This window comes from Bradyrhizobium sp. T-1 (assembly GCF_053592855.1).
In genome coordinates, this window is the sequence record NZ_CM132115.1 from 2,694,657 (window position 1) to 2,720,192 (window position 25,536).

The 25,536-nt window shown below is 63.7% G+C and carries 25 protein-coding genes; 7 read left to right on the plus strand and 18 right to left on the minus strand.

Annotated elements, in window-relative coordinates; all coding sequences use genetic code 11:
- Window position 1: 1 nt before the first annotated feature.
- On the minus strand, window positions 2-976 hold the full coding sequence (locus tag ACWAT4_RS12900; protein WP_212299177.1) for an ABC transporter substrate-binding protein: 975 nt from the start codon (window positions 974-976) through the stop codon (window positions 2-4).
- Between the two features lie 86 nt (window positions 977-1,062).
- Between ACWAT4_RS12900 and ACWAT4_RS12905 the strand changes: the two genes are divergently transcribed.
- Window positions 1,063-1,422, plus strand: coding sequence for a hypothetical protein (locus ACWAT4_RS12905; RefSeq protein WP_212298678.1), 360 nt, complete (start codon window positions 1,063-1,065; stop codon window positions 1,420-1,422).
- Window positions 1,423-1,540: 118 nt separating this feature from the next.
- Here ACWAT4_RS12905 and ACWAT4_RS12910 read toward each other — a convergent pair whose 3' ends face one another.
- A complete protein-coding gene (locus tag ACWAT4_RS12910; protein WP_212298677.1) occupies window positions 1,541-2,359 on the minus strand; it encodes a quinoprotein dehydrogenase-associated SoxYZ-like carrier in 819 nt (272 codons plus the stop codon).
- A gap of 52 nt (window positions 2,360-2,411) precedes the next feature.
- Window positions 2,412-3,338 (minus strand): quinoprotein relay system zinc metallohydrolase 2, encoded by a 927-nt coding sequence (locus ACWAT4_RS12915; RefSeq protein ID WP_212298676.1) that lies wholly within the window; start codon window positions 3,336-3,338, stop codon window positions 2,412-2,414.
- 126 nt (window positions 3,339-3,464) lie between these two features.
- Between ACWAT4_RS12915 and ACWAT4_RS12920 the strand changes: the two genes are divergently transcribed.
- Entirely contained in the window at window positions 3,465-4,343 is an 879-nt protein-coding gene (locus ACWAT4_RS12920) for a substrate-binding domain-containing protein (protein WP_433995246.1), read from the plus strand.
- Entirely contained in the window at window positions 4,340-4,897 is a 558-nt protein-coding gene (locus tag ACWAT4_RS12925; protein ID WP_212298675.1) for a PQQ-dependent catabolism-associated CXXCW motif protein, read from the plus strand. Before ACWAT4_RS12920 ends, ACWAT4_RS12925 begins: the two co-directional genes overlap by 4 nt.
- A 64-nt stretch (window positions 4,898-4,961) precedes the next feature.
- Here ACWAT4_RS12925 and ACWAT4_RS12930 read toward each other — a convergent pair whose 3' ends face one another.
- The 6 genes from ACWAT4_RS12930 to ACWAT4_RS12955 all read right to left on the minus strand — a co-directional run bounded on the left by ACWAT4_RS12930 (window position 4,962) and on the right by ACWAT4_RS12955 (window position 9,806).
- Window positions 4,962-5,261 carry a copper-binding protein gene (locus ACWAT4_RS12930; RefSeq protein WP_212298674.1) on the minus strand — a complete coding sequence of 100 codons (300 nt, stop codon included), beginning with the start codon at window positions 5,259-5,261 and terminating at the stop codon, window positions 4,962-4,964.
- A 136-nt stretch (window positions 5,262-5,397) separates the two neighbouring features.
- The gene (locus tag ACWAT4_RS12935) at window positions 5,398-6,012 is read right to left on the minus strand and encodes a hypothetical protein (RefSeq protein WP_212298673.1); all 615 of its coding nucleotides are present in this window, start codon (window positions 6,010-6,012) and stop codon (window positions 5,398-5,400) included.
- Window positions 6,009-6,857: an ABC transporter permease gene (locus ACWAT4_RS12940; protein WP_212298672.1), complete on the minus strand. Its 849-nt coding sequence runs from the start codon at window positions 6,855-6,857 to the stop codon at window positions 6,009-6,011. The genes ACWAT4_RS12935 and ACWAT4_RS12940 overlap by 4 nt, the downstream gene beginning before the upstream one ends.
- On the minus strand, window positions 6,854-7,660 hold the full coding sequence (locus tag ACWAT4_RS12945) for an ABC transporter ATP-binding protein (protein WP_212298671.1): 807 nt from the start codon (window positions 7,658-7,660) through the stop codon (window positions 6,854-6,856). The genes ACWAT4_RS12940 and ACWAT4_RS12945 overlap by 4 nt, the downstream gene beginning before the upstream one ends.
- Window positions 7,657-8,640 (minus strand): YVTN family beta-propeller repeat protein, encoded by a 984-nt coding sequence (locus ACWAT4_RS12950; protein ID WP_212298670.1) that lies wholly within the window; start codon window positions 8,638-8,640, stop codon window positions 7,657-7,659. Before ACWAT4_RS12950 ends, ACWAT4_RS12945 begins: the two co-directional genes overlap by 4 nt.
- Window positions 8,625-9,806, minus strand: a complete 1,182-nt coding sequence (locus ACWAT4_RS12955; RefSeq protein ID WP_212298669.1) for an ABC transporter substrate-binding protein — start codon at window positions 9,804-9,806, stop codon at window positions 8,625-8,627. Before ACWAT4_RS12955 ends, ACWAT4_RS12950 begins: the two co-directional genes overlap by 16 nt.
- Window positions 9,807-9,866: 60 nt before the next feature.
- On the opposite strand from ACWAT4_RS12955, the gene ACWAT4_RS12960 reads away from it, so the two are divergent.
- A complete protein-coding gene (locus tag ACWAT4_RS12960; RefSeq protein ID WP_449730697.1) occupies window positions 9,867-10,439 on the plus strand; it encodes a DUF3280 domain-containing protein in 573 nt (190 codons plus the stop codon).
- Window positions 10,440-10,601: 162 nt separating this feature from the next.
- On the opposite strand, the gene fghA is transcribed toward ACWAT4_RS12960, so the two are convergent.
- Together fghA and ACWAT4_RS12970 are read right to left on the minus strand one after the other, a co-directional pair.
- Window positions 10,602-11,447 (minus strand): S-formylglutathione hydrolase, encoded by an 846-nt coding sequence (gene fghA, locus ACWAT4_RS12965; protein WP_212298667.1) that lies wholly within the window; start codon window positions 11,445-11,447, stop codon window positions 10,602-10,604.
- Between the two features lie 72 nt (window positions 11,448-11,519).
- Window positions 11,520-12,140, minus strand: coding sequence for a response regulator (locus ACWAT4_RS12970; RefSeq protein ID WP_212298666.1), 621 nt, complete (start codon window positions 12,138-12,140; stop codon window positions 11,520-11,522).
- 214 nt (window positions 12,141-12,354) lie between these two features.
- Here ACWAT4_RS12970 and ACWAT4_RS12975 point away from each other — a divergent pair, with 214 nt between their 5' ends.
- Together ACWAT4_RS12975 and ACWAT4_RS12980 are read left to right on the plus strand one after the other, a co-directional pair.
- Complete coding sequence (locus tag ACWAT4_RS12975; RefSeq protein WP_449730698.1) at window positions 12,355-13,713, plus strand: histidine kinase; 1,359 nt, start codon at window positions 12,355-12,357, stop codon at window positions 13,711-13,713.
- 182 nt (window positions 13,714-13,895) lie between these two features.
- Window positions 13,896-16,361, plus strand: a complete 2,466-nt coding sequence (locus ACWAT4_RS12980; RefSeq protein WP_449730699.1) for a TonB-dependent receptor — start codon at window positions 13,896-13,898, stop codon at window positions 16,359-16,361.
- A gap of 176 nt (window positions 16,362-16,537) precedes the next feature.
- Here the strand turns inward: ACWAT4_RS12980 and ACWAT4_RS12985 are convergent, their stop codons facing one another.
- From ACWAT4_RS12985 to ACWAT4_RS12995, 3 genes are all read right to left on the minus strand, one after another.
- A complete protein-coding gene (locus tag ACWAT4_RS12985) occupies window positions 16,538-16,738 on the minus strand; it encodes a hypothetical protein (protein WP_212425575.1) in 201 nt (66 codons plus the stop codon).
- Window positions 16,739-17,017: 279 nt separating this feature from the next.
- A complete protein-coding gene (locus tag ACWAT4_RS12990; protein ID WP_212301451.1) occupies window positions 17,018-17,923 on the minus strand; it encodes a serine hydrolase domain-containing protein in 906 nt (301 codons plus the stop codon).
- A gap of 661 nt (window positions 17,924-18,584) precedes the next feature.
- Window positions 18,585-19,337: a hypothetical protein gene (locus ACWAT4_RS12995; RefSeq protein ID WP_449730700.1), complete on the minus strand. Its 753-nt coding sequence runs from the start codon at window positions 19,335-19,337 to the stop codon at window positions 18,585-18,587.
- A gap of 334 nt (window positions 19,338-19,671) precedes the next feature.
- Here ACWAT4_RS12995 and ACWAT4_RS13000 point away from each other — a divergent pair, with 334 nt between their 5' ends.
- The gene (locus ACWAT4_RS13000) at window positions 19,672-20,691 is read left to right on the plus strand and encodes a hypothetical protein (protein WP_449730701.1); all 1,020 of its coding nucleotides are present in this window, start codon (window positions 19,672-19,674) and stop codon (window positions 20,689-20,691) included.
- 245 nt (window positions 20,692-20,936) lie between these two features.
- Here the strand turns inward: ACWAT4_RS13000 and ACWAT4_RS13005 are convergent, their stop codons facing one another.
- The 4 genes from ACWAT4_RS13005 to ACWAT4_RS13020 all read right to left on the minus strand — a co-directional run bounded on the left by ACWAT4_RS13005 (window position 20,937) and on the right by ACWAT4_RS13020 (window position 25,178).
- Window positions 20,937-21,320: a hypothetical protein gene (locus ACWAT4_RS13005; RefSeq protein ID WP_212301446.1), complete on the minus strand. Its 384-nt coding sequence runs from the start codon at window positions 21,318-21,320 to the stop codon at window positions 20,937-20,939.
- Window positions 21,321-21,654: 334 nt separating this feature from the next.
- Window positions 21,655-22,680 carry an ABC transporter permease gene (locus ACWAT4_RS13010; RefSeq protein ID WP_449730702.1) on the minus strand — a complete coding sequence of 342 codons (1,026 nt, stop codon included), beginning with the start codon at window positions 22,678-22,680 and terminating at the stop codon, window positions 21,655-21,657.
- Window positions 22,677-24,194, minus strand: a complete 1,518-nt coding sequence (locus ACWAT4_RS13015) for a sugar ABC transporter ATP-binding protein (protein ID WP_449730703.1) — start codon at window positions 24,192-24,194, stop codon at window positions 22,677-22,679. The genes ACWAT4_RS13010 and ACWAT4_RS13015 overlap by 4 nt, the downstream gene beginning before the upstream one ends.
- 30 nt (window positions 24,195-24,224) lie before the next feature.
- Window positions 24,225-25,178, minus strand: coding sequence for a sugar-binding protein (locus ACWAT4_RS13020; protein WP_212301443.1), 954 nt, complete (start codon window positions 25,176-25,178; stop codon window positions 24,225-24,227).
- Between the last annotated feature and the right edge of the window lie 358 nt (window positions 25,179-25,536).

Consider the following 25,536-nt stretch of genomic DNA (forward strand, 5'->3'; position numbering starts at 1 on the left):
CTCAGTCTCCGGGAACTGCGTGATAGAACGTGCCGGGATCAAGCTCGGCTGCCGGACCGACCAGGTCACGGCCGCCGATCTCGGCGAGCACGCGATAGAGCACGCGTGCGTCGGCTTCCTCGTCGCTGATGCTCCGGCGCGGAATGCCGTCGCGATAGCGGTCGCGATAGGTCTTGAGCATGGCCGGATCGGTTGCGCCGGTGAGCGGGGCGATCTTGTCCCAGGCTGCATCCGAACTGACCAGCAGCTGCTTGGCCTTGCGCGTCATGGCGATGAAGCGCGCCACGGTGTCGCGATGGCTCGCAGCCCAGCTCTCGTCGAAGACATAGCCGACGGCGGACACCGCGCCCTTGGCGCCGAGCTTCGGCAAAATCTCCTCGATGCCGGCGAGGCGCCGAAAACCCTTGGCCTCGAGCTGGGCGCAGAAATTCCAGAAATTGAGGCTCGCATCCATCTCGCCGTCGAGTGCCTTGGCCGCGATCAGAGGCGGGGCGCCATAGACGATGGTCGCATCGGACTTCAGGTCGATGCCGTCCTGCTTCATCCGGGCCTGCAGCAGCAGCCAGCTCTTGTCGATCGGACCGCCGCCGACGGCGAGCTTGCGGCCCTTGAGGTCTGCGAGCGTCTTGATCGGCGAGGACGCCGGCACCATCACCGCGCCGAGCGCGCTGGAATAGGGATAGAAGGTGAGCTTGGCGCCGAGCGCGCGCTCGCGCGACACCCACAGCCAGTCCGACAGCATGATGTCGGCATTGCCGGCGCGGAGCGCGATCTTGCCGGCCTCGGGGCTCGCAAGCTCGGTGACGTCGAGCGCCAGGTTGGCTTCCTTGTCGAGCCCGGCCTCGCGGATCGTCGCCAGTTCCCAGGAGAACGTTCCGGTCTTCTGCACGGCCAGGCGGATGGTGTCCGCAGCATGGGCCGGCGTGCCCAGCGCCAGCACCACCGCGAGCGCCAATGTCCGTGCCAAAACTCTCATCACTTGTGAGCCATTTCCTCAGATTGAGTGCTTTTCAGGACAATACGCATAGCATAGCTTCCATCGCAACCAGCGGGAGGACGCTCATGAGTTTTGCGGGACAGGTACGACCGATTGTCGCCGCCATGGTCGTGCTCGTGGCGAGCCTCAGCGCGGCGCGGGCCGAGGAGGCCAATGACTATCCCACGTCAGCGCGCGCGGAATATGTCTATGGCTGCATGAAGGCCAATGGCGAGACGCGGCAGGCGATCGAGCAATGCTCCTGCTCAATCGACGTGGTCGCCTCGATCGTCCCCTATGAACGATATGTCACGGCGGAGACCGCACTCAGCATGTCCCAGGTCCGCGGTAATCTCGGCACCCAGTTCAGGACGTCGGAGCAGGCGAATTCGGCCGTGAATGATTTGCGGCGGGCGCAGGCCGAGGCCGAGGTCAGGTGTTTCTGATTTAGCACCGTCATTCCGGGGGGCGCGAAGCGCGAACCCGGAATCTCGAGATTCTCAGGTGCGCAATCGCGCACCATAGTTCGGTCCTGCGGACCGCCCCGGAATGACGGCGCGGCTACTACGTCCCCGGCTTCTCCACGTCCCACTCGTTGCGGAACAAATGTCCGTCCGTGTCCTTGGCCTCCGCACGGAAACGCTTGGCGCCGTTTGAGACGTAGGTGAAGCGCAGGTTGGGATCTTCCGAGATCGAGATACCGCCTTCCATCGAGAGCACGGGGCTGTCGTCCTGCGTCAGCTTCAGCTGGTTGATGAAGAAGGCGGGAATATAGAGCTGCGTGACCTGGTCCATCTGCAGGCCGGAATTGTTGGGATGGCCGATCATGATCTGCGCTTCGCGGATGCGGCTTGCTGGCGCGTCCCCGCGGGCGAATTGACGGTAGCGCATCTGGCCAAGGCGGTTCTGGGCCTCCTCGGCATTCTTGCCGGCCGGTGCCGAGCAGCCGCCTGACGCCTTCACATAGGTCTTGGAGACGTAGAGCTGGCCGTCGCTGAGTTCGGCCACGGCATGGACGTCGGTGTAATTGTTGACGCGCACGCGCGTGGAGATCTCGGTGATATTGGCATCCGCGCCGAGCTCGAATTTCGCGGCCATCGGCGCCGGATTGCGATCGATCACCAGCGTGATCGATCGGATGCGGCGGCTATCTGCTGGCGACAGCTTGCTGCGCAGCGTGACCGGCACGATGGCCGCATCCTCGGCGCGATAGGGCATCTCGATGGCGATGACGTCGTTGCCGTCGTTCATCGGACGGTTGCTGAAGATATCCTGCACCAGGCCGGGCCAGGGATCGTAGGCTTCTTCGGCGCTGACAGGCGCGGCGAAGACAATGCCGAGCAGCGCGGCGATCAGGGGCAGGCGGCGTGTGCATCCCGTCATGGTCAGGGTCCTGTGCGGACGGCGCGATTATCCGACAAAGCTAGCGCGCCCGCTACTCCCATTCAATTTCAGAAAATGCTGCAGTTGCGTTGCGGGCGTTGTAATCATCGAACAGTTCCCACTGCGGCCGTTCGGTGGCGGCCGCCTTCTCGGCGGCGGTTCGGATCGGCTCGCCCTTCTTGTTCGAGGTACGGACGTCCGACAGCACCGTCATGAGATAACGCCGCTCATCGGCCAAAGCCGCAGGCCAATCGCTCACAGGGCCGTGACCGGGAACGACGCGAACCGCCGGAACGGCCTCGAGATCCTTCAGCAGGGCAAGCCAGCCGCGAATACTGCCATCCATCACCGGGATATGGCGGAGGAACACGAGATCGCCCGCGAACAGCGTCTTCGTGCTCTCGTCGAACACCGTCAAATCATTGTCGCTGTGCGCGGCCGGCCAGGCCCGTAAGGTCAGCTGCCGCGATCCGAGATCAAGCGTCATCGTGTCCTTCACCAGCACGCTGGGAGGCACGATCTTCACGGGATCGATCAATTCGCTGCCCATGATGCGCCGGAAATTGTCGAGATAATACGGCCCGCGCGTCGCCAGCGCCTGTGGCAGCCTGTTGTGGCCGACGAAGCTGGTTCCCTCCGCGACAAAGGCTGCGTTGCCGAAGACGTGGTCAGGGTGGCCATGGGTGTTGATGACGTAGCGGATCGGCTTGCCGGTGCGGGCCCGCACCGCGCCCAGCAGCGCCTCGCCTTCACGAAGGCTGCCCCCGGTATCGATCACGGCCACCGCCTCTTCGCCGACGATGAAGCCGACATTGGCGATGTCGCCCTCGTTCTCGCGGGTCATCAGCGCGATGGTCCCGGAGTGCACGAAGATTCCGGTCGCGACTTCGCTCACAGGCAATTCGGCCGCCCCGGCGCGTGCTAGCGTCGCCAGTCCCAGCAGGGACAGGGCTGCGATCTTTGACGTGAGTTGCGACACTTTTCCGCCTCAGTTCAGGGTTTGCCGCATTGCACTGCAGCACAACAAGCCAACGCAAAGTTTGGCAAGACATGGTGCATCCTGCGTTGCATGGATAGCATTCGAATGAAATGAGGAGGAAGCGCGATGGAGGCCGGACGACATCGTCGCTGGTTGTTTTCACTGTGTCTGATGGCGGCGTCCTGTGCGATCGGCGGCGCCGCTCGCGCGCAGACGACCGATGCTGGTGACCTCTCTTTCGAGCTGGTCGATCCCAAGGTGCTGCGCGTCTGCGCCGACCCGCGCAATCTGCCGTTCTCCAACGAGAAGGGCGAGGGGATCGAGAACAAGCTCGCCGAGCTGTTCGCGGACAAGCTCGGCAAGAAGCTCGACTACGTGTTCTTCCCGCAGGCCACGGGCTTCGTGCGGATGACGCTGGGTGCGCATCGCTGCGACGTCATCATGGGCTTCCCACAGGGCGACGACCTCGTGCAGGGCACCAATCCATATTACCGTACGTCCTACGCGCTGGTTGCGAAGGCGGGGAGTGGGCTCGAGGACGTCGATACGCTTGAGGACTCCAAGCTGAAGGGCAAGCATGTCGGCATCGTCGCCGGCACGCCGCCGGCGACCAACATGGCGATCGCCGGGCTGATGGGCGATGCAAAGCCCTATCCGCTGATGATCGACACGCGCTACGACAATTCCGCGCAGGCCATGATCGACGATCTCGCCGCCGGCAAGATCGATGCCGGCGTGCTGTGGGGGCCGATGGCGGGATATTACGCCAAGAAGGTCGGCTCGTTGCACGTGACGCCGCTGGTGAAGGAGACCACCGGGCCGAAGCTGGTCTATCGGATCGGCATGGGTGTGCGCGCCGCCGACCAGAACTGGAAGCGGCAGCTCAACAAGCTGATCCAGGAGAACCAGGGCGAGATCAACAAGATCCTGCTCGATTTCGGCGTGCCCCTGCTGGACGAAAACGACCGGCCGCTCGGTGCGGAGACGGCCAAGAAATCGCCATGAGGCGACATCTTGCCGCTGCGCTGGTCGCCGCCGCCCTTGCGGTGCCGGCTTGGGCGCAGCAGCAGGAGCCGTTCGAACCCGAGGGCTATCGCACCGATAATTATCGCGCGCCGGTGCCGGCGACGCTGGAAGGCGCGCGCGTCCTGACGACAGCGGAAGCCGAGACGATCTGGCGCGCGAAGAGTGGCAACTTCGTCGACGTGCTGCCGCGCGCCCCGAAGCCGAAAAATCTTCCCGCAGGCACGGTGTGGCGAGACATGCCGCGCAGGAATATTCCGGGCAGCATCTGGCTGCCGGACACCGGCTACGGCGCGTTGCCGCCGGCCATGGACGACTATCTCCAGCGTGGCCTCGCGCGCGCCTCGCATGGCGACAAGGCTGCGCTGCTCGTGATCTATTGCCTCGCCGATTGCTGGATGTCCTGGAACGCGGCCAAGCGCGCGCTGGCGTACGGCTATGCCAACGTCGCCTGGTATCCGGAGGGGACCGATGGCTGGGAGCATGCGAAGCTACCAACGGAAGAGGCGCAACCGGAGCTGCGGCCTGAGCAGTGAATGAAGAGCGTCATGCCCGGGCTTGTCCTGGACGAGCCCGGCCATGACGCCGTGTCGCGAGCGGCTACTGCTTCTTCAATGTCGTCAGCGTGCCCGCGCCATCCGCGTCGGTCGCGGAATACGTCACCCGATCGCCGGCGTGGACGGCATCCAGCATGGCGGCGTCCTTGGCCTTGAACTGCTGCAGCGCGCCGGCGCCGCCGGCACTGCCGCCGACCGTGCCCTTCTGCGTCTGCTGGATCGAGATGGTGTTGTTGAGCCGATTGATGCTCGTGACCGTCCCGGTCATGTCGTCCGCAAAGGCGCTAGATGCAAGCACGGTCGTGGCTGCGGCGGCTGCGAGGATGATTTTTGCTGTTCCCATCGAGGCCTCCCGGCGTTGGAGATTCACATCGACAAGCCATCCTAGATCGATTTGGTTCCGGCAGATAGCGCGGCAAACATGAATGATCGCGTTGATATCACGGGAACTTTCATGAACGTCGTCAACAGCGCTGACGCTATTCCATTTCCTGCTGGATGACGCGGCCGAGCGCGAACAGGCGCTGGTCGATCGTGGTCGGAACCTCGCAGACGAAGCGCACCACCTTGCGGCGGTCCTCGAAGATGCGGGTCTCCCAGATCAGCTGGTTGCTCATGGCGTCGACCTTGGTGTCGTCGCGCGGCGTTGCGTCCTGGAGCGCCTGGAGCTGGATGGTCTCCTCGCGGATCTTGTCGGCGGCCTCGCGCTGCTTGCGGCTGACGCGTTCGAGCCCGCTCATGACCTGGGCGCGCTGGGCGTTGAGGGTATCGAACAGCCCGGCAAACAGCAGCTTGGCGTTCGCGGTCTTGTCGGCGGCGGAGCCGGCGAGAAACTCCTTCACCGACTTCTCGGCCTCGTCCAGCGGCGTCTTGCGGGCCGCGAGCTTGGAGACCAGCGCGCTGACCTTGCTGTCGTCCTTCCACTTGCTCTCGGCGTCGTCGAGGGCCGGACCGGCCCAGACGGCTGCGAGCGAAATGTCCGGCACCTTGGCCTGCGCGCAGGGCCAGTCGGGGTAGCGCGGATCGGCTGCACGTGCGGCGGTCGTCGAGACCGCGAACGCAAGGGCCGCCATGGCAAGTGTCCGTACCGTCATCCTTCGCCTCCCGCAGGCCCGCGCCGTGCCAGCCCGCGCGAGGGATCATAGGCATAGATCGCAGCGATCATGAAGACGATTGTGCAAGCTCCGACCACCGCCAGCGAGATCCAGTTGACCTGACCATAAAGCGCGAAGCGGATCAGCTCGACCGCATGGGTGAACGGATTGGCCTGGCAGACATAGTACAGATAGGGACTGCCCTCCTGCACCCGCCACAGCGGATAGAGCGCCGACGAAGCAAAGAACATCGGGAAGATGACAAAGTTCATCACGCCGGCGAAGTTTTCCAGCTGCTTGATGCCGGACGAGATCAGCATGCCGAGCGAGCCCAGCATCAGCCCGGACAGGATCAGCGCCGGCAGCACGGTGAGATAGCCGATCGGCGGCGGCGTGATGTCCCAGAACCAGGCGATGATCAGGAACGCATAGACCTGGAGCAGCGACACCGCGGTGCCCGCCAGCAGCTTGCAGAACAAGAGGAAGCCGCGCGGCAGCGGGCTCACCAGCAGCGTCCGCATGTTACCCATCTCGCGGTCATAGACCATCGAGAGCGAGGACTGCATGCCGTTGAAGAGCTGGATCATCGCCATCAGCCCCGGCGCGATGAAGACCTCGTAGAGGATGTAGGTCTCGTAGGGCGGGATGATGGAGATGCCGAGCACCTGGCGGAAGCCGGCGGCGAAGATGAACAGCCACACCAGGGGCCGGACCAGTGCCGAGACAAAGCGCTCGCGCTGATGCAGGAAGCGCAGGCCCTCGCGCCAGACGATGCCGGTAAGGCAGGTCATGTATTCGGAGGCCGAGAAGCCGCGCGGCGCGTCGCGCGTGGTGATGCTGCTCATGCGCCGCCTCCCGGCATCACTTGCGCGCCTGTCAGGCGCATGAAGGCGGTGTTGACGTCCTGCGCGCCGGCCTCGGCGATGACGCGGCTCATCGGCCCCTGCGCCAGCACCTTGCCCTGATGCAGCACCACGAGATCGTCACTGGGCATGATCTCGTCGAACAGATGCGTGGCCCAGAGCACGCCGATGCCTTGCTCGGTCACGAGCTGGCGGACATGGCTGATGATGTCGGCGCGCGCCTTGACGTCGAGGCCGACGGTCGGCTCGTCCAGCAGCAACAGCCGCGGCCGGTGCAGCAATGCGCGTGCGATCTCCAGCCGCCGCATCTGGCCGCCGGAGAGATCGCGCACCTTGCTGCCGGCGCGGTCTGCAAGCCCGATGCGCGCGAGCAGCTCGGCGCTGCGCGCGGCCGCTTCGCGGCGGCTGATGCCGTGGAGAGCTGCGTGATAGAGCAGGTTCTGCGTCAGCGACAGGTCGAGATCGAGCGTGCGCGGCTGAAACACGACGCCGAGCAGCCGCAGCGCCTCGCCGGGCGTGCGGGTGATGTCATGGCCGAAAATGCCGACACGGCCGGTCTGGATTCCGAACAGGCGCGTGATCAGCGAGAACAGCGTGCTCTTGCCGGCGCCGTTGAGGCCGAGCAGGGCGGTGAAGCTCGCAGGCCGCACGTTGAAGGAGACATCCATCAGCGCGCGGCGCGGGCCGTAGGAATGGCTGACGCGGTCGATCGACAGGGCGGGCACCGCGGCTGGATCAGGCCTCGGCATTCCCTGCGGCTCGGCGATGGGAGCGGGGCTGGTCATGGCGCGATCGTGATGCCCCAGGGCAATTCGCCCACCTGAATGGTCTTGATCACCTTCTGCGCGGCGACGTCGATGACGGAGACGTCGTTCGAGACGCCGTTGGTGGTGAGGAGGTATTTCTCGTCCGGCGTGAAGGCCATGTGCCAGACGCGCTGACCCACCAGCAGATATTTCGTCACCTTGCGCGTCGCAGTGTCGACCACGGCGACGCGGTTGGCGGGGCCGAGCGCGACGAAGGCGGTCTTGTCGTCCTTGGTCATGCCGATGCCGACCGGCTGGATCGCCTCTTTTCGCAAGCCGGGAATCTCGAAAGTGACCTTGCCGATCACCTCGTGCTTGCCGGGATCGACGATCGACACGGTGCCGCCGATCTCGGAGGATACCCACAATTCCGAGGCGTCGTGCTTGAACTCGGCAAAGCGCGGCCGGGCATCGACCAGCACGTTGGCGACGATCTGGCGCGACGACGTGTCGATGAAATGCGCCATGTTGGTCGTTTCCGACGTGTTGATCAGGGTCTTGCCGTCGGGGCTGATGGTCATGCCTTCGGGCTCGACGCCGACCTGGATGTCGCCGAGGCGGGCGCGCTTCTCCAGGTCGATCACGGTCACGGTGTTGTCGTTCTCGTTGGCGACATAGAGCGTCTTGCCGGCGGCATCCTGGGCGAACAATTCGGGGTCGGGACCGGAGGGCAGAGTGTCCACCACGGCTTGCGTCTTGGCGTCGATCATCTGGATGGTGTCGTCGTCGCCGACCGCGACCATGACGAATTTCCCATCGCGGGTGAAGTCGATGCCGCGCGGGCGCTGGCCGACCTTGATGGTCTTGGTCACGGTCCAGCTCTCGGTGTCGATCACCGACACCGTGTTGCTCTTCTCGTTCGAGACATAGGCGATGAAGGCATGCGCGGGGGAAGCGGCGAGCACCAGTCCGGACAGCAATCCCACACGCAACATCCGCGTTCTCATTTCAGCTTGCATTTGCTCTCCGGGCGATCGTAGCCGAGCGTGTCGAGCTCGGAGACCTGGTGCAGAAACCCTTCCTGCGGCGACACCGACACCACCATGCGGCCGTCGACCAGCAGGATCGGCTGACGCAATTGGAGATTCCAGTCGCGCAGCGTCAGCTTGGTGCCCTTGAAGGCGGCGACCGAGAAATCCGGACCCCTGATGAAATCGGTGACCTTCTTGACGTCACCGGAATTGGTGCGCGAGGTGGCCTCGCCAATCATCCGCACCGCGGTCCAGGCCTGCATGTCGAGCGCGGTCATGCGCCGCGAGTTCAGCTTCATGAAGCGGTTCTGCATCTGCGTCGCGCCCCATTGGTCCTGCGCGGCATCCCAGCTGCGCGGCATGAGGCCGGCCGAGCCCGCGACCGGACGGGGATCCCAGGTGCGGTAGGGCAGGTAGGCGGCGAACACCTCGCTCTCGTCGGCGGCGACCAGCACGTCGTAAGCGGGGGCCTGTTGCGTGAACACCGGCATCTGGCGCTGGATCAGTGTCACGCCGGAGTCCGTGCGGCGCGCGCCCCCGGTATCCTCAAAGGTGCGCTCCTGCACGATCTTGGCGCCGAACCGCGTCGCGGCGCGGCGGAGCGCATCGGCGTACAGCTTGTCTGCGTCATGCGAGCCGACCACCAGCAGCCAGCGCGACCACTTCTTCCACACCAGGTACTGGCCGAGCGCATCCGCCAGCATCGACCGCGTCGGCGCGGCGTGGATCACATTGGCGCGGCAATCGGCCTCGCGCAGCCGGTCGTCGATGGCCCCCGCGTTGAACAGCAGCGTGCCGCGATCGCGCAGGGCATCGGAGACCTTGAGCAGCGCGTCGGCGGGCAGGTCGGCGATGATGAAGCCGTTCTTCTCGGCAAGCGCGGTCGCGGCCTGGACCGGGTCTTCGCCTTCCTTGATACGGCGTTCCTCCAGCGTGAAATGCTGGTTGAGAAACTTTCCGGTGGTGTTGTTGTCCTCGATGGCGAGCCTGGCGCCGGCAAGGCCGTCATTGTCGGCCGGCTGCTCGACCAGCGACAGCGTCGATTTGGTGCCGGCGACGCCGAGATAGCCGACGCCAATCTCAATGGGGTCAGCCGCCAGCGCCTGCGTCGCCGCAAGAGCGAGGCCAATCAGGCCGACCAACCATCGGATCATGTTTCCTCCAAGAATCCTCCCCGGCTTGACCGCCGGTGGAGAATTGTTTCTGCTGGAAGCATGACCGATTTGGCAAGGCTTGCAACCCCGCATTTCGTCCTCGCGCGCACCAGCGCCGGAATCACGATCGTGCGAGCGCTGCTGTGTTTCGCCGCATTGCTGTTGACGGGGGCGGCTGCGCTCGCTGATCCGCCAAAGCTTGCAATATTTGATTTCGAGCTGATCGACACCAGCCTGCCCGGCGAGTTCTATGGCTCCCGGCCGGAGGAGGCGCGGCTCGCGCATATCAGCGAGCAGTTGCGCAAAGAACTGGCGGAATCAGGCAGGTTCGAGGTGCTCGATATCGCGCCGGTGAGGGATGCCGCTCGTCACAGCAATCTGCAGGCCTGCGGCGGCTGCGATCTCAAGCTTGCCGGGCAGCTAGGTGCGGACCTCGAGATCACCGGCATGGTGCAGAAGGTCTCGAACCTGATCATCAACCTCAACATTTATCTGCGCGACGTGAAGACCGGCAACATGATCGCGGCGGCGAGCGCAGATATGCGCGGCAACACCGACGAATCCTGGTCGCGCACGATGAGCTATCTGATCCGCAACCGCCTGCTCGCGCCGAATTACGGCAAGCCGGAGTAGGGCTCTTCGCCTCTCCCGCGTGCGGGGAGAGGCCGGAATTTGCGAGAGCAAATTCCGGGTGAGGGGGAGTCTCCGCGAGTCCAACTCGCACTGGTTTTGCCGAAGCAGCCCCTCACCCCAAACCTCTCCCCGTACGAACGGAGGGGGAGGAGAGAGCAAAACTCACCCCTTCAGTCTTTCCGCATGCCAGTGCAGATGGTCGCTCATGAAGGTCGAGATGAAATAATAGCTGTGGTCGTAGCCCGGCTGACGCCGCAGCGTCAGCGGGATGTTCGCCTTGGCGCAAGCGGCCTCCAGCAGCTCCGGCTTGAGCTGCTCCTTCAGGAAATTGTCGGCTTCGCCGACGTCGACCAGGAAGCCCGAATATTTGGCGCCGTCCTCGATCAGGGCCACCGTGTCATGGCTGCGCCAGGCATCCTTGTTCGGACCGAGATAGCCGGTCAGCGCCTTGATCCCCCACGGCACCTGAGACGGCGCCACGATCGGCGCAAAGGCGCTGGCCGCGCGATAGCGGTGTGGGTTGCGCAGTGCCACCGTCAGCGCGCCGTGGCCGCCCATCGAATGGCCCATCACCGATTGCCGCTTGGCATCGACGGGAAAATTTCCCGCCACGAGTTTGGGCAGCTCGTCGGTGACATAGCTCCACATGCGGTAATTGCGTGCGAACGGCTCTTGCGTGGCGTCGACATAGAAGCCGGCGCCCAGGCCGAAATCATAGGCATTGTTGGCGTCGCCCGGCACGTCGGGCCCGCGCGGGCTCGTGTCGGGCGCGACGAAGATCAGGCCGAGCTCGGCGCAGGCTTTGCGGAATTCGCCCTTTTCGGTCACGTTGGCGTGCGTGCAGGTGAGGCCTGAGAGGTACCAGACCACGGGCAGCTTGGCGCCGGCGGCATGGGGCGGCACGTAGACCGAGAACACCATGTCGGTTCCGGTCGCCTGGCTTGCATGGCGATACACGCCCTGCACGCCGCCGTAGGATGTATTGGTCGAGACAGTCTGGATCGTCATGCCGTTTTGCTCCGTGGCATCTCACCACATCAAGAATGCAATGCGTGTGTGACCGAAATTTGTGGCGCGCTTTTAGGCCACGCCGCTGTCGATCGCCAGCCGCACCAGCTCGACCGAGGTCTTCACCCCGAGCTTCTGGCGCATGATCGAGGAGGTGTTGGCGACCGTCTTGTAGGACGACTGCACCAGCCAGGCGATCTCGGACAGGCTCTTTCCGGCGCTGAGCAGCCGCAAGATCTCCATCTCGCGCGCGTTCAGCTTCGACAGCGGGTTCTGCGCCAGCGTCGGCCCTGCGAAGGCGATGCTGCGGGCGATTGCGCTCGGAAGATAGGTGCCGCCGCCACCGACGGTGCGGATCGCCTCGACGAGATCGTCGGGGTCGCCGGTCTTGGAAACATAGCCCTTGGCGCCGCATTCGATCGCGCGGGCGGCGAAAGCCGGGTCGTCGTTCATGCTGAACATGATGATGCGCGCCTCCGGCGCGCGCTCGAGGATGCGGCGCGCGAGCTCGAAGCCGGAAACGGTCGGCAGGTTGATGTCGATCACGCAGAGGTCGGGACGCTCGACGATGAAGATGCTCTCGCCGTCTTCGGCGTCGGCGGCCTCCAAAATCTCGATCTCGCCTTCGTCGGCCAGCACGGCGCGGCAGCCGGAGGCGACAATGGGATGATCGTCGACGATCAGAATGCGCATAGGCGTTCCCCGTGACAGCGCGTTCCCCATGATAGAACTTGCCTGTTTTCGTGCCGCATGATGCCGAACGAGGAGCGACGCGCGCGCGTCTCATGTCGGGTCATGCAACCCGGCCGGGATTGCTGTACGCTTCCGATTAGATATCGGGCGCTTCGGCTCTGTCAACGCTATCGGACGGGCGCGAGTGATCCCTGGCGGGGCATGGGCGAAAGCAATGTGGCAAAATCTTTCCTTGCGCGGGCGCATCAACCTTCTGCTGGCGCTGCTGCTTGCGCTCGGGCTCGCCGTCAACATCGCCCGCCAGGTCGCCGAGGCAGGGCCGCGCGTGCAGGCCGAGGACCAGAGCGTGATTCGGCTGGCGCGCGAGTTCATCGAGATGATCGTTGCCGATCTCAACGAGGCGCCGGATCCCGACGCCCGGCTGAACCAGATCGCGCGCGACCTCAACCGCCTGCGCCATGTCAGCATTGCGCTCCGGGACGCCGGCGGGAACCCGCTGACGCCGCCGCGCCCTGATACCGATGATGACACGCCCGGGCCGCCGGCCTGGTTCGTCAGCCTGGTTCATCCCGAGCAGACCGCTGTCACCGTGCCGGTCTCGATCCATGGCAAGGCCGGGTCGCTGGTCATCACCTCGCATCCCAATGACGAGATCGCCGAGATCTGGGACGCCATCGTGACGCAGCTCGAGGTCGGCTCAGCCGTCGCGCTGATGCTGTTCCTGGTGATGATGAATGTGGTCGGCCGGGCGCTCGCACCGCTGCAGTCATTGGCGCAGACCATGGCGGAGCTCGAGGACGGCGACTACGATGCGCGCGTTGCCCCCGGTGGCGCGCCCGAGCTCGCTGCGATCTGCACCAAGCTCAATCATCTCGCGGCAACGCTTGGAGAGGCGGTCGAGGACAAGCGGCGGCTTGCCGAGCGCGCGGTGTCGCTCCAGGACGTCGAGCGCAAGGAGATCGCGCGCGAGCTGCATGACGAGTTCGGTCCGTATCTGTTCTCGCTGCGCGCGCATGCCAGCGCGCTGGCGAAACTGGCCGACGGCCGTGCGCCGAGCGCGGACGCCGTGCGAAAGCACGGTGGCGCGTTGCTGGAGCAGATCAACGCGCTGCAGCAGTTCACCCGGCGCGTGCTGGAGCGCTTGAGGCCCGTGGGCCTTGCCGAGCTGGGCCTCGGCAAGGCGCTGGAATCGCTGTCGCGGCTGTGGCGGGAATCGCATCCCGAGGTGACGATCCAGACCACGATCTCGCCCGCGCTTGGGATCACCGGCGAGACCGCCGACCTCACCATCTACCGCGTCGTGCAGGAGGCGCTCACCAATGCGTTCCGCCACGCCGGTGCGACCGCGATCAATGTGGTGATCGAGCCAGCGGAGCAGCCGGGCCGCGATGGTCGCTTCTGTGCCCGGGTGCGGGTCAGCGACAATGGTCGCGGCATGGAGCCGGGGCAAAAACTCGGCTTCGGCCTCGTCGGCATGCGCGAGCGCATCCTGGCGCTGGGCGGCACGCTCAACGTGGCGTCGGGCGAGGGCGGTGTCACCGTCGAGGCGCTGGTTCCGACTGCAGCGGCCTGATCGCGCCCGGTTGGTGCGAGGAAAATTCCCGATCGGGAAGAATTCCCGATTTGGTCGGGAAAACGGGTGCGGATATTGCCCGACCTTTTGTGGCTAGTGCTCGAGCTGCCGGCGAATACACTCGTCTCGACCGATCGGCGAAGATGAAAACAGCCGAAGGTGACGGGTGGGGGACGTTGGGAATGCGCAAGCTGCGGCACACGCGAAATCTGCTGATGGCCTCGGTCTCGACCGGGCTGCTGTCGGGGCTCGTTTTCGCGACCGGCGCAGGCGCCGCGCAGGACGAGGAAACCAACGTCCAGAACCTGCCGGCGGTCGAGGTGGTGGCACCGCAGCCGACCCCGCGGCGTACGTCGCCGCGGCCTGTCGCACGCGCTGTTGCGAATTCCGGCAAGCCCAGGGGAGGAAGAATCTACGTCTATCCGACGACGCCCGGCACCGGCAGGGGTCTCGAGGTCGACAAGGTGCCGTCGGCGATCAACGCTGTTGATGCCAGTCAGATCAAGCGCACCGGCTCGCTCAACATCACGGATGCGCTGCGCGACAACATCGCGGGGGTCAGCATCAGCGAGGTCACCGGCAATCCGTTCCAGCCCAACGTCGAGTTTCGCGGCTTTATCGCCTCGCCCGTGACCGGCACGCCGCAAGGCCTCGCGGTGTACCAGAACGGCGTGCGCATCAACGAGGCCTTCTCGGACGCCGTCAACTGGGACCTGATCCCGACCGCGGCGATCAGGTCGGCGACCCTGGTGACCAACAACCCCGCCTTCGGCCTCAACGCGCTCGGAGGCGCGATCAATCTGCAAATGAAGGACGGCTTCACCTATCAAGGCGCAGAGCTCGATGTCATGGGTGGCTCGTTCGGCCGCATACAGGGCTCGGCGCAATGGGGCAAGCAGGTCGACCAGAATTACGGCATCTATGCCGCGCTCGAAGGCCTGCACGACAACGGTTTCCGTAACTTCTCCCAATCGGACGTACGGCGCTTCTACGGTGACGTCGGCTACAAGGCAGGCGACAGCGAATTCCACGTCAATATGGGGGTCGCCAAGAACGATTTCGGCGCCAGCGCCACCGTTCCGGCCGAGCTCCTGAACAACTATTGGGGTGCGACCTACACGTCACCGCAGACCAGCTCCAACCGCGTCGGCTATCTCAACCTGACCGCCAAGGCCGACCCGACGCCGACCTGGACGCTCGAAGGCACCGCGCATGTGCGCCGGTACGAGCACAGGATCGTCGACGGCAATCCGACCGACGTCAGCGAGTGCACGGCGGACGCGACCCTGCTGTGTTTCGGCGACGGCGCGACGCGCGCAAACGGCACGAATGGCGTGCAGCTTGGCAATCCCTTTGCGCCGGGAACGATCCTCGGCGAGATCGACCGCAGCTCGATACGGTCGACCAGCTTCGGCGTGTCGGGGCAGGCTACCAACACGGATCAGTTGTTCGGGCACGAGAACCGCTTCGTGATGGGCACGAGCTATGATGCCAGCGTCACGCGTTACGATGCCACCGCCGAGATCGGTTCGATCGGAGAGAACTATGTCGTGAGCGGCGGCGGCGTCGTGCTGGGGCCGACCGGCTCGGTCGATACCGGGTTTGCCGGTCCCGTCTCGCTGCGGACCGTCAATCAATATAACGGCCTGTACGCGATGGACACGTTCAACGTCACGGATGCCTTCGCGATCACCGGCGGAGGCCGCTTCAACGTGGCGCGCATCTCGCTGGAGGATCAGCTCGGCACCGCGCTCAACGGCGACTACACCTACACAAGGTTCAATCCCGTGATCGGCGGGACCTACAAGATCACGTCGGAGCTGACCGCCTATGCCGGCTATTCCGAGGCCAACCGCGTGCCGACGCCGCTCGAACTCGGCTGCGCCGATCCGAACAATCCCTGTCTCATCGCGGCGTTCCTGGTCTCCGATCCGCCGCTGAAGCAGGTCGTGTCCAAGACCGTGGAAGCGGGCCTGCGCGGCAGCAAGGAGCTGAGCATCGGCACGCTCGGATGGAAGATCGGCGGCTTCCGCGCCACCAACTATGACGACATCCTGGCCGTCCCCGTTCCCGGCCGGACCGGCTTCGGCTATTTCACCAATGTCGGCAGGACACGGCGGCAGGGGCTCGAGGCCGAGGTCAACATCAAATCGCAGTCGCTGCAGTTCCAGGCGAGCTACACGTTCGTCGATGCCCGTTTCCTCGACGCCTTGACGCTCGGCTCCAACAGCCCGTTCGCCGATGCCGACGGCAACATCCAGGTGTTGCCCGGCAACCAGATTCCCGCGATCCCGCGCCACCGTGTCAAGGTCGGGGTCGACTACGCCGTCACCGATGAGTGGAAGGTTGGCGGCAATGCGCTGTTCGTCTCCAGCCAATTCCTGGTCGGCGACGAATCCAACCAATATTCCAAGCTGCCATCCTACACGGTGTTCAACCTGCACACGTCCTATCAGGTCACCAGGAACGTCCAGCTCTACGGCAAGGTCGACAACATCTTCGACAACCGCTACGCGACCTACGGACAGTTCTTCGACACCGGCGCCCTGCCGAACTTCACCAACGGCGGAAACCCCTTCACCGACCCGCGCTCGCTGAGCCCGGCAAGGCCGCGCGCGTTTTACGCGGGGATGCGGGTGACGTTTTAGGACGCGGACGCATAAATCCGCGCTGCACGTCGTATGAGGTCCGTACTGCCTCTGACAGCGGCGCGTTGGCACACCGCACCCTAGGTCCGAGATGGGCCACAAGCGGACTTATGCATCGCAACAAAAGTCAGAAATCCGCAAGGCCGTGGGCAGACTCTTCGAGGGCGTAGGCCGTTTCAGCTCACGTGCACTTTGCCATTTACGTCACTCGTAAAGGTCAGCCCCATAAATGTAAGCGAGCCGCCGCGCGCGTCGATAACATCGCTGCTTACATGGTTGGGATCGGTTTTCATGCCACCGCTAACCTTTTCAAGGTCCCGCGCTGTCAGTTCCGTCTTGTTGTTATGCATATTGTTGCTTCCGATTGTATCAGTCATCACATGCCTCTTTGGTTGGCGCGATCATCCGATGCCGGTGCGACCACATTTGGCATCATCGCTCCGGTCGGTATGTGACGGCCATCACGAAATGTCTCATGGGCTTTGTGCGTGACAGAAAAGCCTTGCCGCTTAATTCGGCTTGGGGTCAACAGCGCCGATTTGACCAGCGGCGGGGCGCTTCCGCTTTACCCCCGACCCCAGACGTCTCGCCGCAACGCCCTAAGGGAAGCGATGGGCCAAAAGCAGACCTCACAGATCATTCGGCTTTTGATGGGGTCACCCGAACTGCGCGATCACGGCCGACCACAGACGCCAGATTTCGGGGGACTTTTCATCGACGGCGGTCTGCACCATGACCAGCTTCGAGGGCGGATCAACAAGGATGCGCTGCCCGAGGTACCCCAAGAGCGCGAATTGCCGTCTGCTGCCGGGAAACAGGTAGACCTGATAGCCGTACCCGAACACTCCCTCGGCCTTGACCAGATACGTCTCGGAGGCGCGCACCGTGGTCGCATCGATCATCCATTGTGCAGGTATGATCTGTTTGCCCTCCCACGCTCCGTCGTGGGCCAGCAGACGGGCGAGCCGCGCGTAGTCGCGCAGTACCGCATTGAAGAACCCGTGCGCTACCTCACCGCCTTCCGCATCAATCATCCATTTGGCATCGGCTTCCGTGCCGATCGGCTGCCAGACTTTTTCCTGGAGATAGCCGCACGTTGATTGACCGGTCGCGTAACGCAGCACGAGACCAAGCACATCCGCCTCGATGCTGGCGTAATGGAATCGCGTCCCCGGCGGCGCGATCCTTTGGTTGAATTGCGCGATGCTGGCAACGGTGCCTTTTTGTGAAAACCCGCGCACCATGTCGCCCCACAGGCGATCGAGGTCGCCTCCGCCGCCCCTCGCTTCTTCGTTCTCTTCACCGAACTTCACGCCAGACGACATGTGCAGCAGCGCGCGGATCGGCGTTGCACCGTATTCCGTGCCTTTCAAGCCGGGAACATAGATCTCCGCAGCATCGTCGATCGACTTGATCGCGCCTTCCGCGGTCGCGATCCCTATCAGCATGCCGTTGATCGATTTTGCCATCGACTGCGACATCAGCCGGTCTCGGTCGGTGCGGCCGTACTGATAGCGCTCGACCAGAATCCGGTCGTCTTTTGCGATCAACAGGCCCGTCACCGGATTGCGTGCCAGATATTCCGCAAGCGAAGCGGAGCTTCCCTTGTACTGGTAGCTGACATCCGCCGGCGTTCGCTTGAATGGCCAAGCCGTGGCTGCGCGATCGACGTGACGCGTCGGGAATATCTCATCGTAATGACTGAATGCGCCGACGCGGTATTTTGGCGCCGGATTGCCGGGCTGATAGATCCGCCCCCCGTCCTTGATCGGGTAGTTCTCGGCCGCGCCGTAAAGCTCGGCGTCCGGGCCATCAGCGGAAAACGACGGACCATCACCGCTCTCGGCAGCCCAACTCCATTTCGCCGACGCCGCAACGCAGGTTGCCGCAAGTCCGCTTAGAGCGGAGCGCCGCGAGAGTGCTTTCCCGGCGCCGATAACGGACTTTGAAGGACTTGTCATCGCTCACACCCTTCCAATCCCGCCGCCGAGTGTACGCGATTTCGCACCGAGCGACCAAGCATCGGATGCCCGCATCGGGTCAAACTGCGAAGAACTCAGTTTGAGTAAATCTGGTCCGCTCTGCCGCGATGAGCGGACCTCCGTTAGACCCGACACAACTTCGCAGATGGGCCACAATCGGAACTCGCCTATTCGAGACCACGTAGTCTGCGCAGCCGAGCCGCACTGGCGTGATGCAACGGTCGCTCTCCGAGGATGGAGATCAGCAGCGGGTTAGATAGCGGCAGACCACTTGGCGAGCGAAGCGCAGGCGTCGATTGGCATAGGCGCGGCCGCCATAGAGTCGGAAATCGACAAAACGGACCTGCGCCACGACGCCTTCCGTGATCGACGTCGAATAGCTGCAGAAATAGACCGGATGGAGCCTGCCCTCGCAGCGCGCCGTAAAAAACTCGTCGCTGGATTCACCGACATAGTAGGACCAGCTGGAGACACCGCGGTAATGCGCTAATCCTTCGAAGCTGTCGTCCTGGCGATGCGGCGCGGGCCCGCTTACGTTGCGCGTCGCATTCGCAAAAGCTGCAGTCGGAACGCTGCTGGGGCTAATCTCAACCATGGTCTCTTCGGCGCGCATGCGATGAGCGGCCGTGTCGGCATCAATACCCTCACGCCGCCCCCGCTCCGCCGCTGCGACCGTCCAGGCTTCACCTGTGCCGTCAACGAACTTCAACTCGAGATGGTCCGAGCTGAATTGGGAGGGCAAGGGTCCCTCGCTGGGTAGAAAATTATTGACCCAATAAACGTAGGCCCGAGGCACCACCAGATCAGGGAAATCGGCCTTCCCCGCAACTTTATGGACCAGACTGATCCGGACCGGCGTCATGTCGAGCGAGGAGAAGTGGAGATAGTCCGCGCGGGCGAAACAGGTCCAGATACCATTTGGCACCGTCCACGCGAGAGCAGCAATAAGCGCCTGACCTATGCGACGGCGCACCCGCATCATGGCATATACCACTGTAACCTCTAGTTGAGGCCAAGTTGCATCGCTAACTGTTAACGAAATGTATTGACCATGCCGAGAAGAGCGCCGCAACTAGCGACCGCTTTGGGTCCACAAGCGGCGGTCGAAGCATGCACGACCTCGCGTCCGGTCTACAGACGACAGCCGACATCGCGATAACCTCAGGCTTGTTCGTCTACGGGCCATGGATCGACAATGGCAGGTGACAAACACTCTTCCTACCACGCGACTAATCCGTGCATGCGCCACAAGCACCATCCAGACCCTGGCGTCGTCAGTTTGCACCGGATAGATTGCCCACAATCTCCCCTTACAAGACGGAGGCGCCGTGCGGTTGCTGTTGCTGGTGGTTTTCCTTGCCGCGACGTCGCCGGCGCTCGCCAGGTATGTGGGGGTGCAAGTCGAGCGGATCCCGGTCGCCAGGCTCATCGAACACCTGGAGAAGATCGCCAAGCACGATCCTGCCAGCGTCGAGGCGTTGCTGAACCTTGGTCGCGCGCATGGCATGGCCTACGCCCAGAAGTCCGACCCGCTGACGGTACCGAAGGCCTACCATGGCATTCAGCCGCCGGCCGTTCCTTTAGGTACGGTAACGAGTGCCGCTGACTCCATTTTGAGTTCGGCCTCCCAGGCGCATCTGGAAGCTGCGTTGAAAGCGTACAAGCAGGAATTGGAACTGGACAAGGATAACCTTGTCATCCAGCTCGGCCTCGCCTGGCTGACCGAGCAGGCCGGCAGGAAGGTCGATGCGGTGAAGCAGTATCGAACGATCGCAACTGACGCTTGGGAGAAGGAAAACAGCCTGACGATGGTTGGTCTCGGCAGGCAAACGCTGACCGGTGAAGTCGTCTCTTACCTCGTCCCGCTTCTCGACGCCGAGAGGGATAAGCGCGAGATCGAGACGCTGAAGGACCACGCTGCCACGTTGGGAAAGCTGCCTTATCCGGTCACTCCCATCGCAGTGCCGCTGGCCGATGGGCTCACGATCACCGACCTCGAAGCACCCGATGCGCGGGTGACGTTCGACGTGGACGGCAGCGGATTGGGTCGCGAATGGAGCTGGATTACCCCCAAGGCTGCCTGGCTGGTGAGCGACCCGAAGCTCGATGGCAAAATCGACAGCGGCCGGCAATTGTTCGGCAACGTCACGTTCTGGATGTTTTGGAACAACGGATACGCGCCGCTGGCCGCGCTCGATGACGACCGCGACGGCATTTTGACCGGCAAAGAACTGGCCGGCCTCGCCCTGTGGCGCGATGCCAACGGCAATGGCGTGGCAACCCCGGAGAGGTCAAGCCGGTTTCGGCCTATGGTATCGCCGCCATATCGTACAAATGGCAGACGCTGAACAACAACCCGGACAACGTCGCCTTCAGCCCGAACGGCGTGGTGTTCCAGGACGGAAAGACGCGCCCCAGCTTCGACCTAGTCTTGAAGGCGCAGCTCGGCTTCCAAGCCGCGTTTCGTGCGCCATATGCGTCGGAGAACAACCCCTGAATTGCTTGAAGACGGTTGTGTAGACGCGCAACGGTTTGCTGAGCCTGTGACAGCAGCGTCTCCGAATAGCTGACAAAGAGATCGGGTACGTGATCGCTATGGTTGAGCGCGCTGTTTCTGTGTGACGATTGGATCGAAATGTTTGACAGCTTCATCGTAGATCGCGTGGTCCTTGACGAGAATACACAGGAAATGTCCTGCTGGCTCGTCATAGACCACGAACTCGACTGAGAGACCTTTTGATTTCAGTTGCAATAAACGCGAAGTCACGGCGGGCGCGTGCAACAACTCTCCCGCAAGACCTTGCAGCCGTTGAAACCCGGCAGCGTCGCCTATCGACGCATGATCAACGCCGAACGCAGCATAGAATTGCCCGTCCAGGGCTGTGGGGTGTTTGATACGGGACGCTCGCAGGTTTTCCTCGGTCAACCTCTCGAGTACGAAAGGGAGGTGTTCTGCACATTGGACGCTCAAAGTCACTGATATCTCCAGAAATTGACTGGACCTCGGTACAAGCCCAAAAGGGAGCCGTTAAGCGTATCGTCGGACTTGAGGATTGCTGTCTTCGCAGCGCTGCACGGGATGCGGTGTGAAGCTGGGATATCGAGACGGAGTGGCGGAGGGAGGGGCCCGGCCCAACACTTCCCGATGATGTCAGCATGCACCTGTTTTGCCCGACGGGTCAAGCGATATTCTGTTTTTCGGAAATATCGTGCTCTCATGCGCGATGACCCGTCATCCCGCGCACATCGCGCTTTAAGCCCTTGATCTCGCTATCCCCGGCTACGGTGCATGGGGTTGTTTTCGAGTTTCCTCACTCAACCTTGACCCGCTCGAGCGGGGCAGTCGCGATGCTGGCCGCCTCGCGGCCCTTGGCGGTGCTCACGCGTTGCCGGCGCTGGACGAGGTACTGGTCGGCGAGCACGCCGATCAGGATCACCGCGCCCATCACCGCGAAATTCAGCGAGCTCGGGATGCCCAGCAGGTTGACCAGGTTTTGCAGCACCTGGAGCAGCACGGTGCCGAGCACGACGCCGATGATCGAGCCTTCGCCACCGCGCAAGGAACAGCCGCCGAGCACGGCCGCGGCGATGGCATAGAGCTCGTAGAATGAGCCGTGCACGGCCGGCGAGATCGAGCGGGTGTACATCGCGAACAGGATCGCGGCAAACGCGGTCAGCCCGCCGCAGATGACATAGGCGGAGATCATCACGCGCTCGGAGCGGATGCCGGAATAGCGCGCGGCCTCCTCGTTCTTGCCGACGGCGTAGAGATAGCGGCCGAACACCGAGCGGTGCAGCAGCACCCAGGCGACAGCGGCGACGACGATCAGCGCGACGACGCTGTGCGGCAGCGGAAAGCCGAGCACGTTGGTGCGGCCGGCCGTCAGCCATTCCAGCGTCGGGAAGCTGGCGCCGAAGCCGAAGCCGGCGGTCGCGTCCTCGGTGTAATAGCGCGCGGCGCCGCGATAGATCAGAAGCCCGCACAGCGTCACCACGAACGGCTGGATATGCATCCGCGTCACCAGCGCGCCATGCACGAGGCCGATCACGAGGCCGCTCGCAATGATCGCGGTAAAGGCGAGCATCCAGTTGACGTCGTGATTGACGATGAGGTCGATGAAGAGAACGCCGAGCAGCGCGATCACCGATCCGACCGAGAGCTCGATCCCCCCGATGATGATGACGAAGGCTTCCGCGATCGAGAAGATGCCGAACATCCCGACCTGGTTCAGCGTGTTGGAGAGGTTGCCGACGTAGAGGAAACGCGGATTGATGAAGGCCACGACCGCGCCGACCACGAGGATCAGGACCAGCAGGCTCAGATCTTTCTTGTTCAAGGCACCCTCATCTCAACCGCGTGGCCGACGGCCAACTGGAGCACATTGTGTTCGCTGAACTGGCCGCGATCAAGGAAGCCCGAGATCGTCCCCTCGTGCATGACGGCGATCCGGTCGCTGACCCCGATCACTTCCTCCATGTCGCTCGAAATCATCAGGATCGCGACGCCGGCGTCGGTCAGCCGGCGCAGCATCTCGTAGATCTCCTGCTTGGCGCCGACATCGACGCCGCGCGTCGGCTCGTCGAAGATCAGCACCTTGGGCCGCATCGACAGCCATTTGGCCAGCACGACCTTCTGCTGATTGCCGCCGGACAACGAGCCCACCGTGGTTGCGACGTCGGGCGCGCGGATCTTGAGCCGCTCGCGCTGGCCGCGGGCATTCTCGGTCTCCTGCGCCGTGTTCACCAGGAAGAAGCGCAGATAGGACGACAGATCCGGCAGCGAGATGTTCTCGGCGATCGACACGTCGAGCAGCAGCCCGCAGCCCTTGCGGTCCTCCGGGATCAGGTAGATGCCATGGTCGATTGCCGCGCGCGGGCTCGCGACCCGGATCGGATCTCCCTCGAGCCTGATCATGCCGCCGCGGAGCGGGTCGACACCGAAGATCGCCCGCGCCAGCTCGGTGCGTCCGGAGCCGACCAGGCCTGCGAGCCCCAAAATCTCACCGCGGCGAACCGACAGGCTCACCGCGCGCTCCGGATAGGTGTCGGTGACGGCCTCGACGATGTCGAGCACGGCCTCGCCGGGCGGGGCCGCCGGCGGCACGTAGAGCGATTTGAGGTCACGCCCGATCATCAGGCGGATCATCGCCGCGGGAGACAGCTCGGCGCGGGTCAGCGCACCGACCATGCGCCCGTCACGCAACACCACCGCGCGGTCGGCGCATTGCATCACCTCGTTGAGGCGATGCGTGATGAAGATGATGCTGACGCCGTCGGCCTTGAGGCCGGCGATGACCCGCATCAGCCGGTCGGTCTCGGACAGGGTCAGGCTCGATGTCGGCTCGTCCATGATGACGAGGCGCGCATCGAGCGACAACGCCTTCATGATCTCGACGAGCTGATGCTGTGCCAGCGACAGTTCCGCGAGCGGCGCGTCCGGCGCGAAATCGGCCCCCAGGCGGTCCAGCAGCGGCTGCGTTTTGGCGTAGAGCGCCTTGCGGTCGATCAGCCGCAACGGTCCGCCATGGACGGGCTCGCGGCCGATGAACACGTTGCCGGCGACGTCGAGATTGTCGAAAAGATTGAGCTCCTGATGAACGAAGGCGATGCCCGCGGCGATCGCCTCAGCCACCGTCAGCGCGCTCCGCTCGACGCCGTCGACGCGGATGCGGCCGCCACTCGGCTCAACCACGCCGCCGAGCACCTTCATCAAGGTCGACTTGCCGGCGCCGTTCTCGCCGATCAGCGCGATCACCTCGCCCGGCGACACGGCAAGGCCGACGTGGTCGAGTGCGACCACGCCGGGATAGCTCTTGCTGATATCGATCAGTTCGAGAAATGGCTCAGGCATTGACGGCTGCGGGCGACGCCCGCACGTCTCCTACTTCTTGAGCATCGCCTTCATCGAGCCCATGAAGTCGTCGACATTGCTCTTGTCGATGACCTTGCCGGGTACGATGATGATGCCGTTGGCGGGCACGCCGGACTTGTCGCCCTCGATGTACTTCGCCATCAGCTTCATGCCCTGATAGCCCCACTCGAACGGCTGCTGCACGACGGTGCCGGCGATCGCACCTTCCTTGACGCCGCCCAGCGTGATCGGATCCTCGTCGAAGCCGATGATCTGGATCTTGCCGAGCTTGCCGGCCTCCTTCAGCACTTCGTAGATGCGCGGGGTGTTGTAGGAGTAGAAGCCGACCAGGCAGCTCACGTCGGGCATGGCGGCGAGGATGTCCTCGACGTTGCGCTTGGCGCGGGTCTGGTCGATCTCGTCGCCGCGAACGTCGACCAGCTCGACTTTCGAGCCCTTGATGGTTTCCTTGACGCCCTCGATGCGTTCGCGGGCGTTGTCGGCGCCGGGCAGACCGACGAAGCCGACGCACTTACCGCCGTTCGGCAGCGCCTTGAGCATCAGCTTGCCGGCGTCCTTGCCGAGGTCGACGTTGGACGAGCCGATATAGGCGATGCGCTTCGAGTTCGGCGCATCGCTGTCGGTGGTGAACAGCAGCGTCTGCGAGGCGATCTTGTTGAGATGCTCGACCTGGTTCTTCGGATCGACCGCGCTGACCATGATGCCGGCGGCACCGGCGGCGACGAGGTCGTCCATCATGCGCTGCTGAACGGCAGCGGCGGCCTGTTCCGGATATTTGAGCTGAAGATTGTAGTTGGGCAGTTCGCCCTGGGCCTTCTTCACGCCGGCCTCGGCGATCTTCCAGAAGTCGGATGCCCCGTTGACGACGAAGGCCAGAACCTTCTTGTCCGCCGCATTGGCCGAGCCGAGACCCAGAGCCACTGCGAACGCGACAGATACACCTGCAATCAAGAGACGCTGCATGTCATCCTCCCCTTGTGCGGTCAGCCCTTCATGAAGGCCAACTCTGCTTGAACCCACGAATTGGGCACATGCCTCACCTCCCTGCGGGACGCGCAGGTCAGCCGCCATCCGCGTCTTTGCGGCAGGGCGGGGCCAACAGCCGGCCCGCGAGGTGAAATGAGGCACGTACCTCAGCGTAGCAAAAGCCCGCCGGGGGTGCAACCGGAAGGCGACGTTCCTGCAAAGTCGACCACGCTGCTCGCCTCGCTGGCTTTCCGCCGGGGGATCGAGCGCCGGTTGAGCGGACGGCGTTTCCGGGTCGCATGCACCGTCGACTTGCGTCAGCAAGGCTTCCGCAGCTGCAGAATTTTCCCGGGCC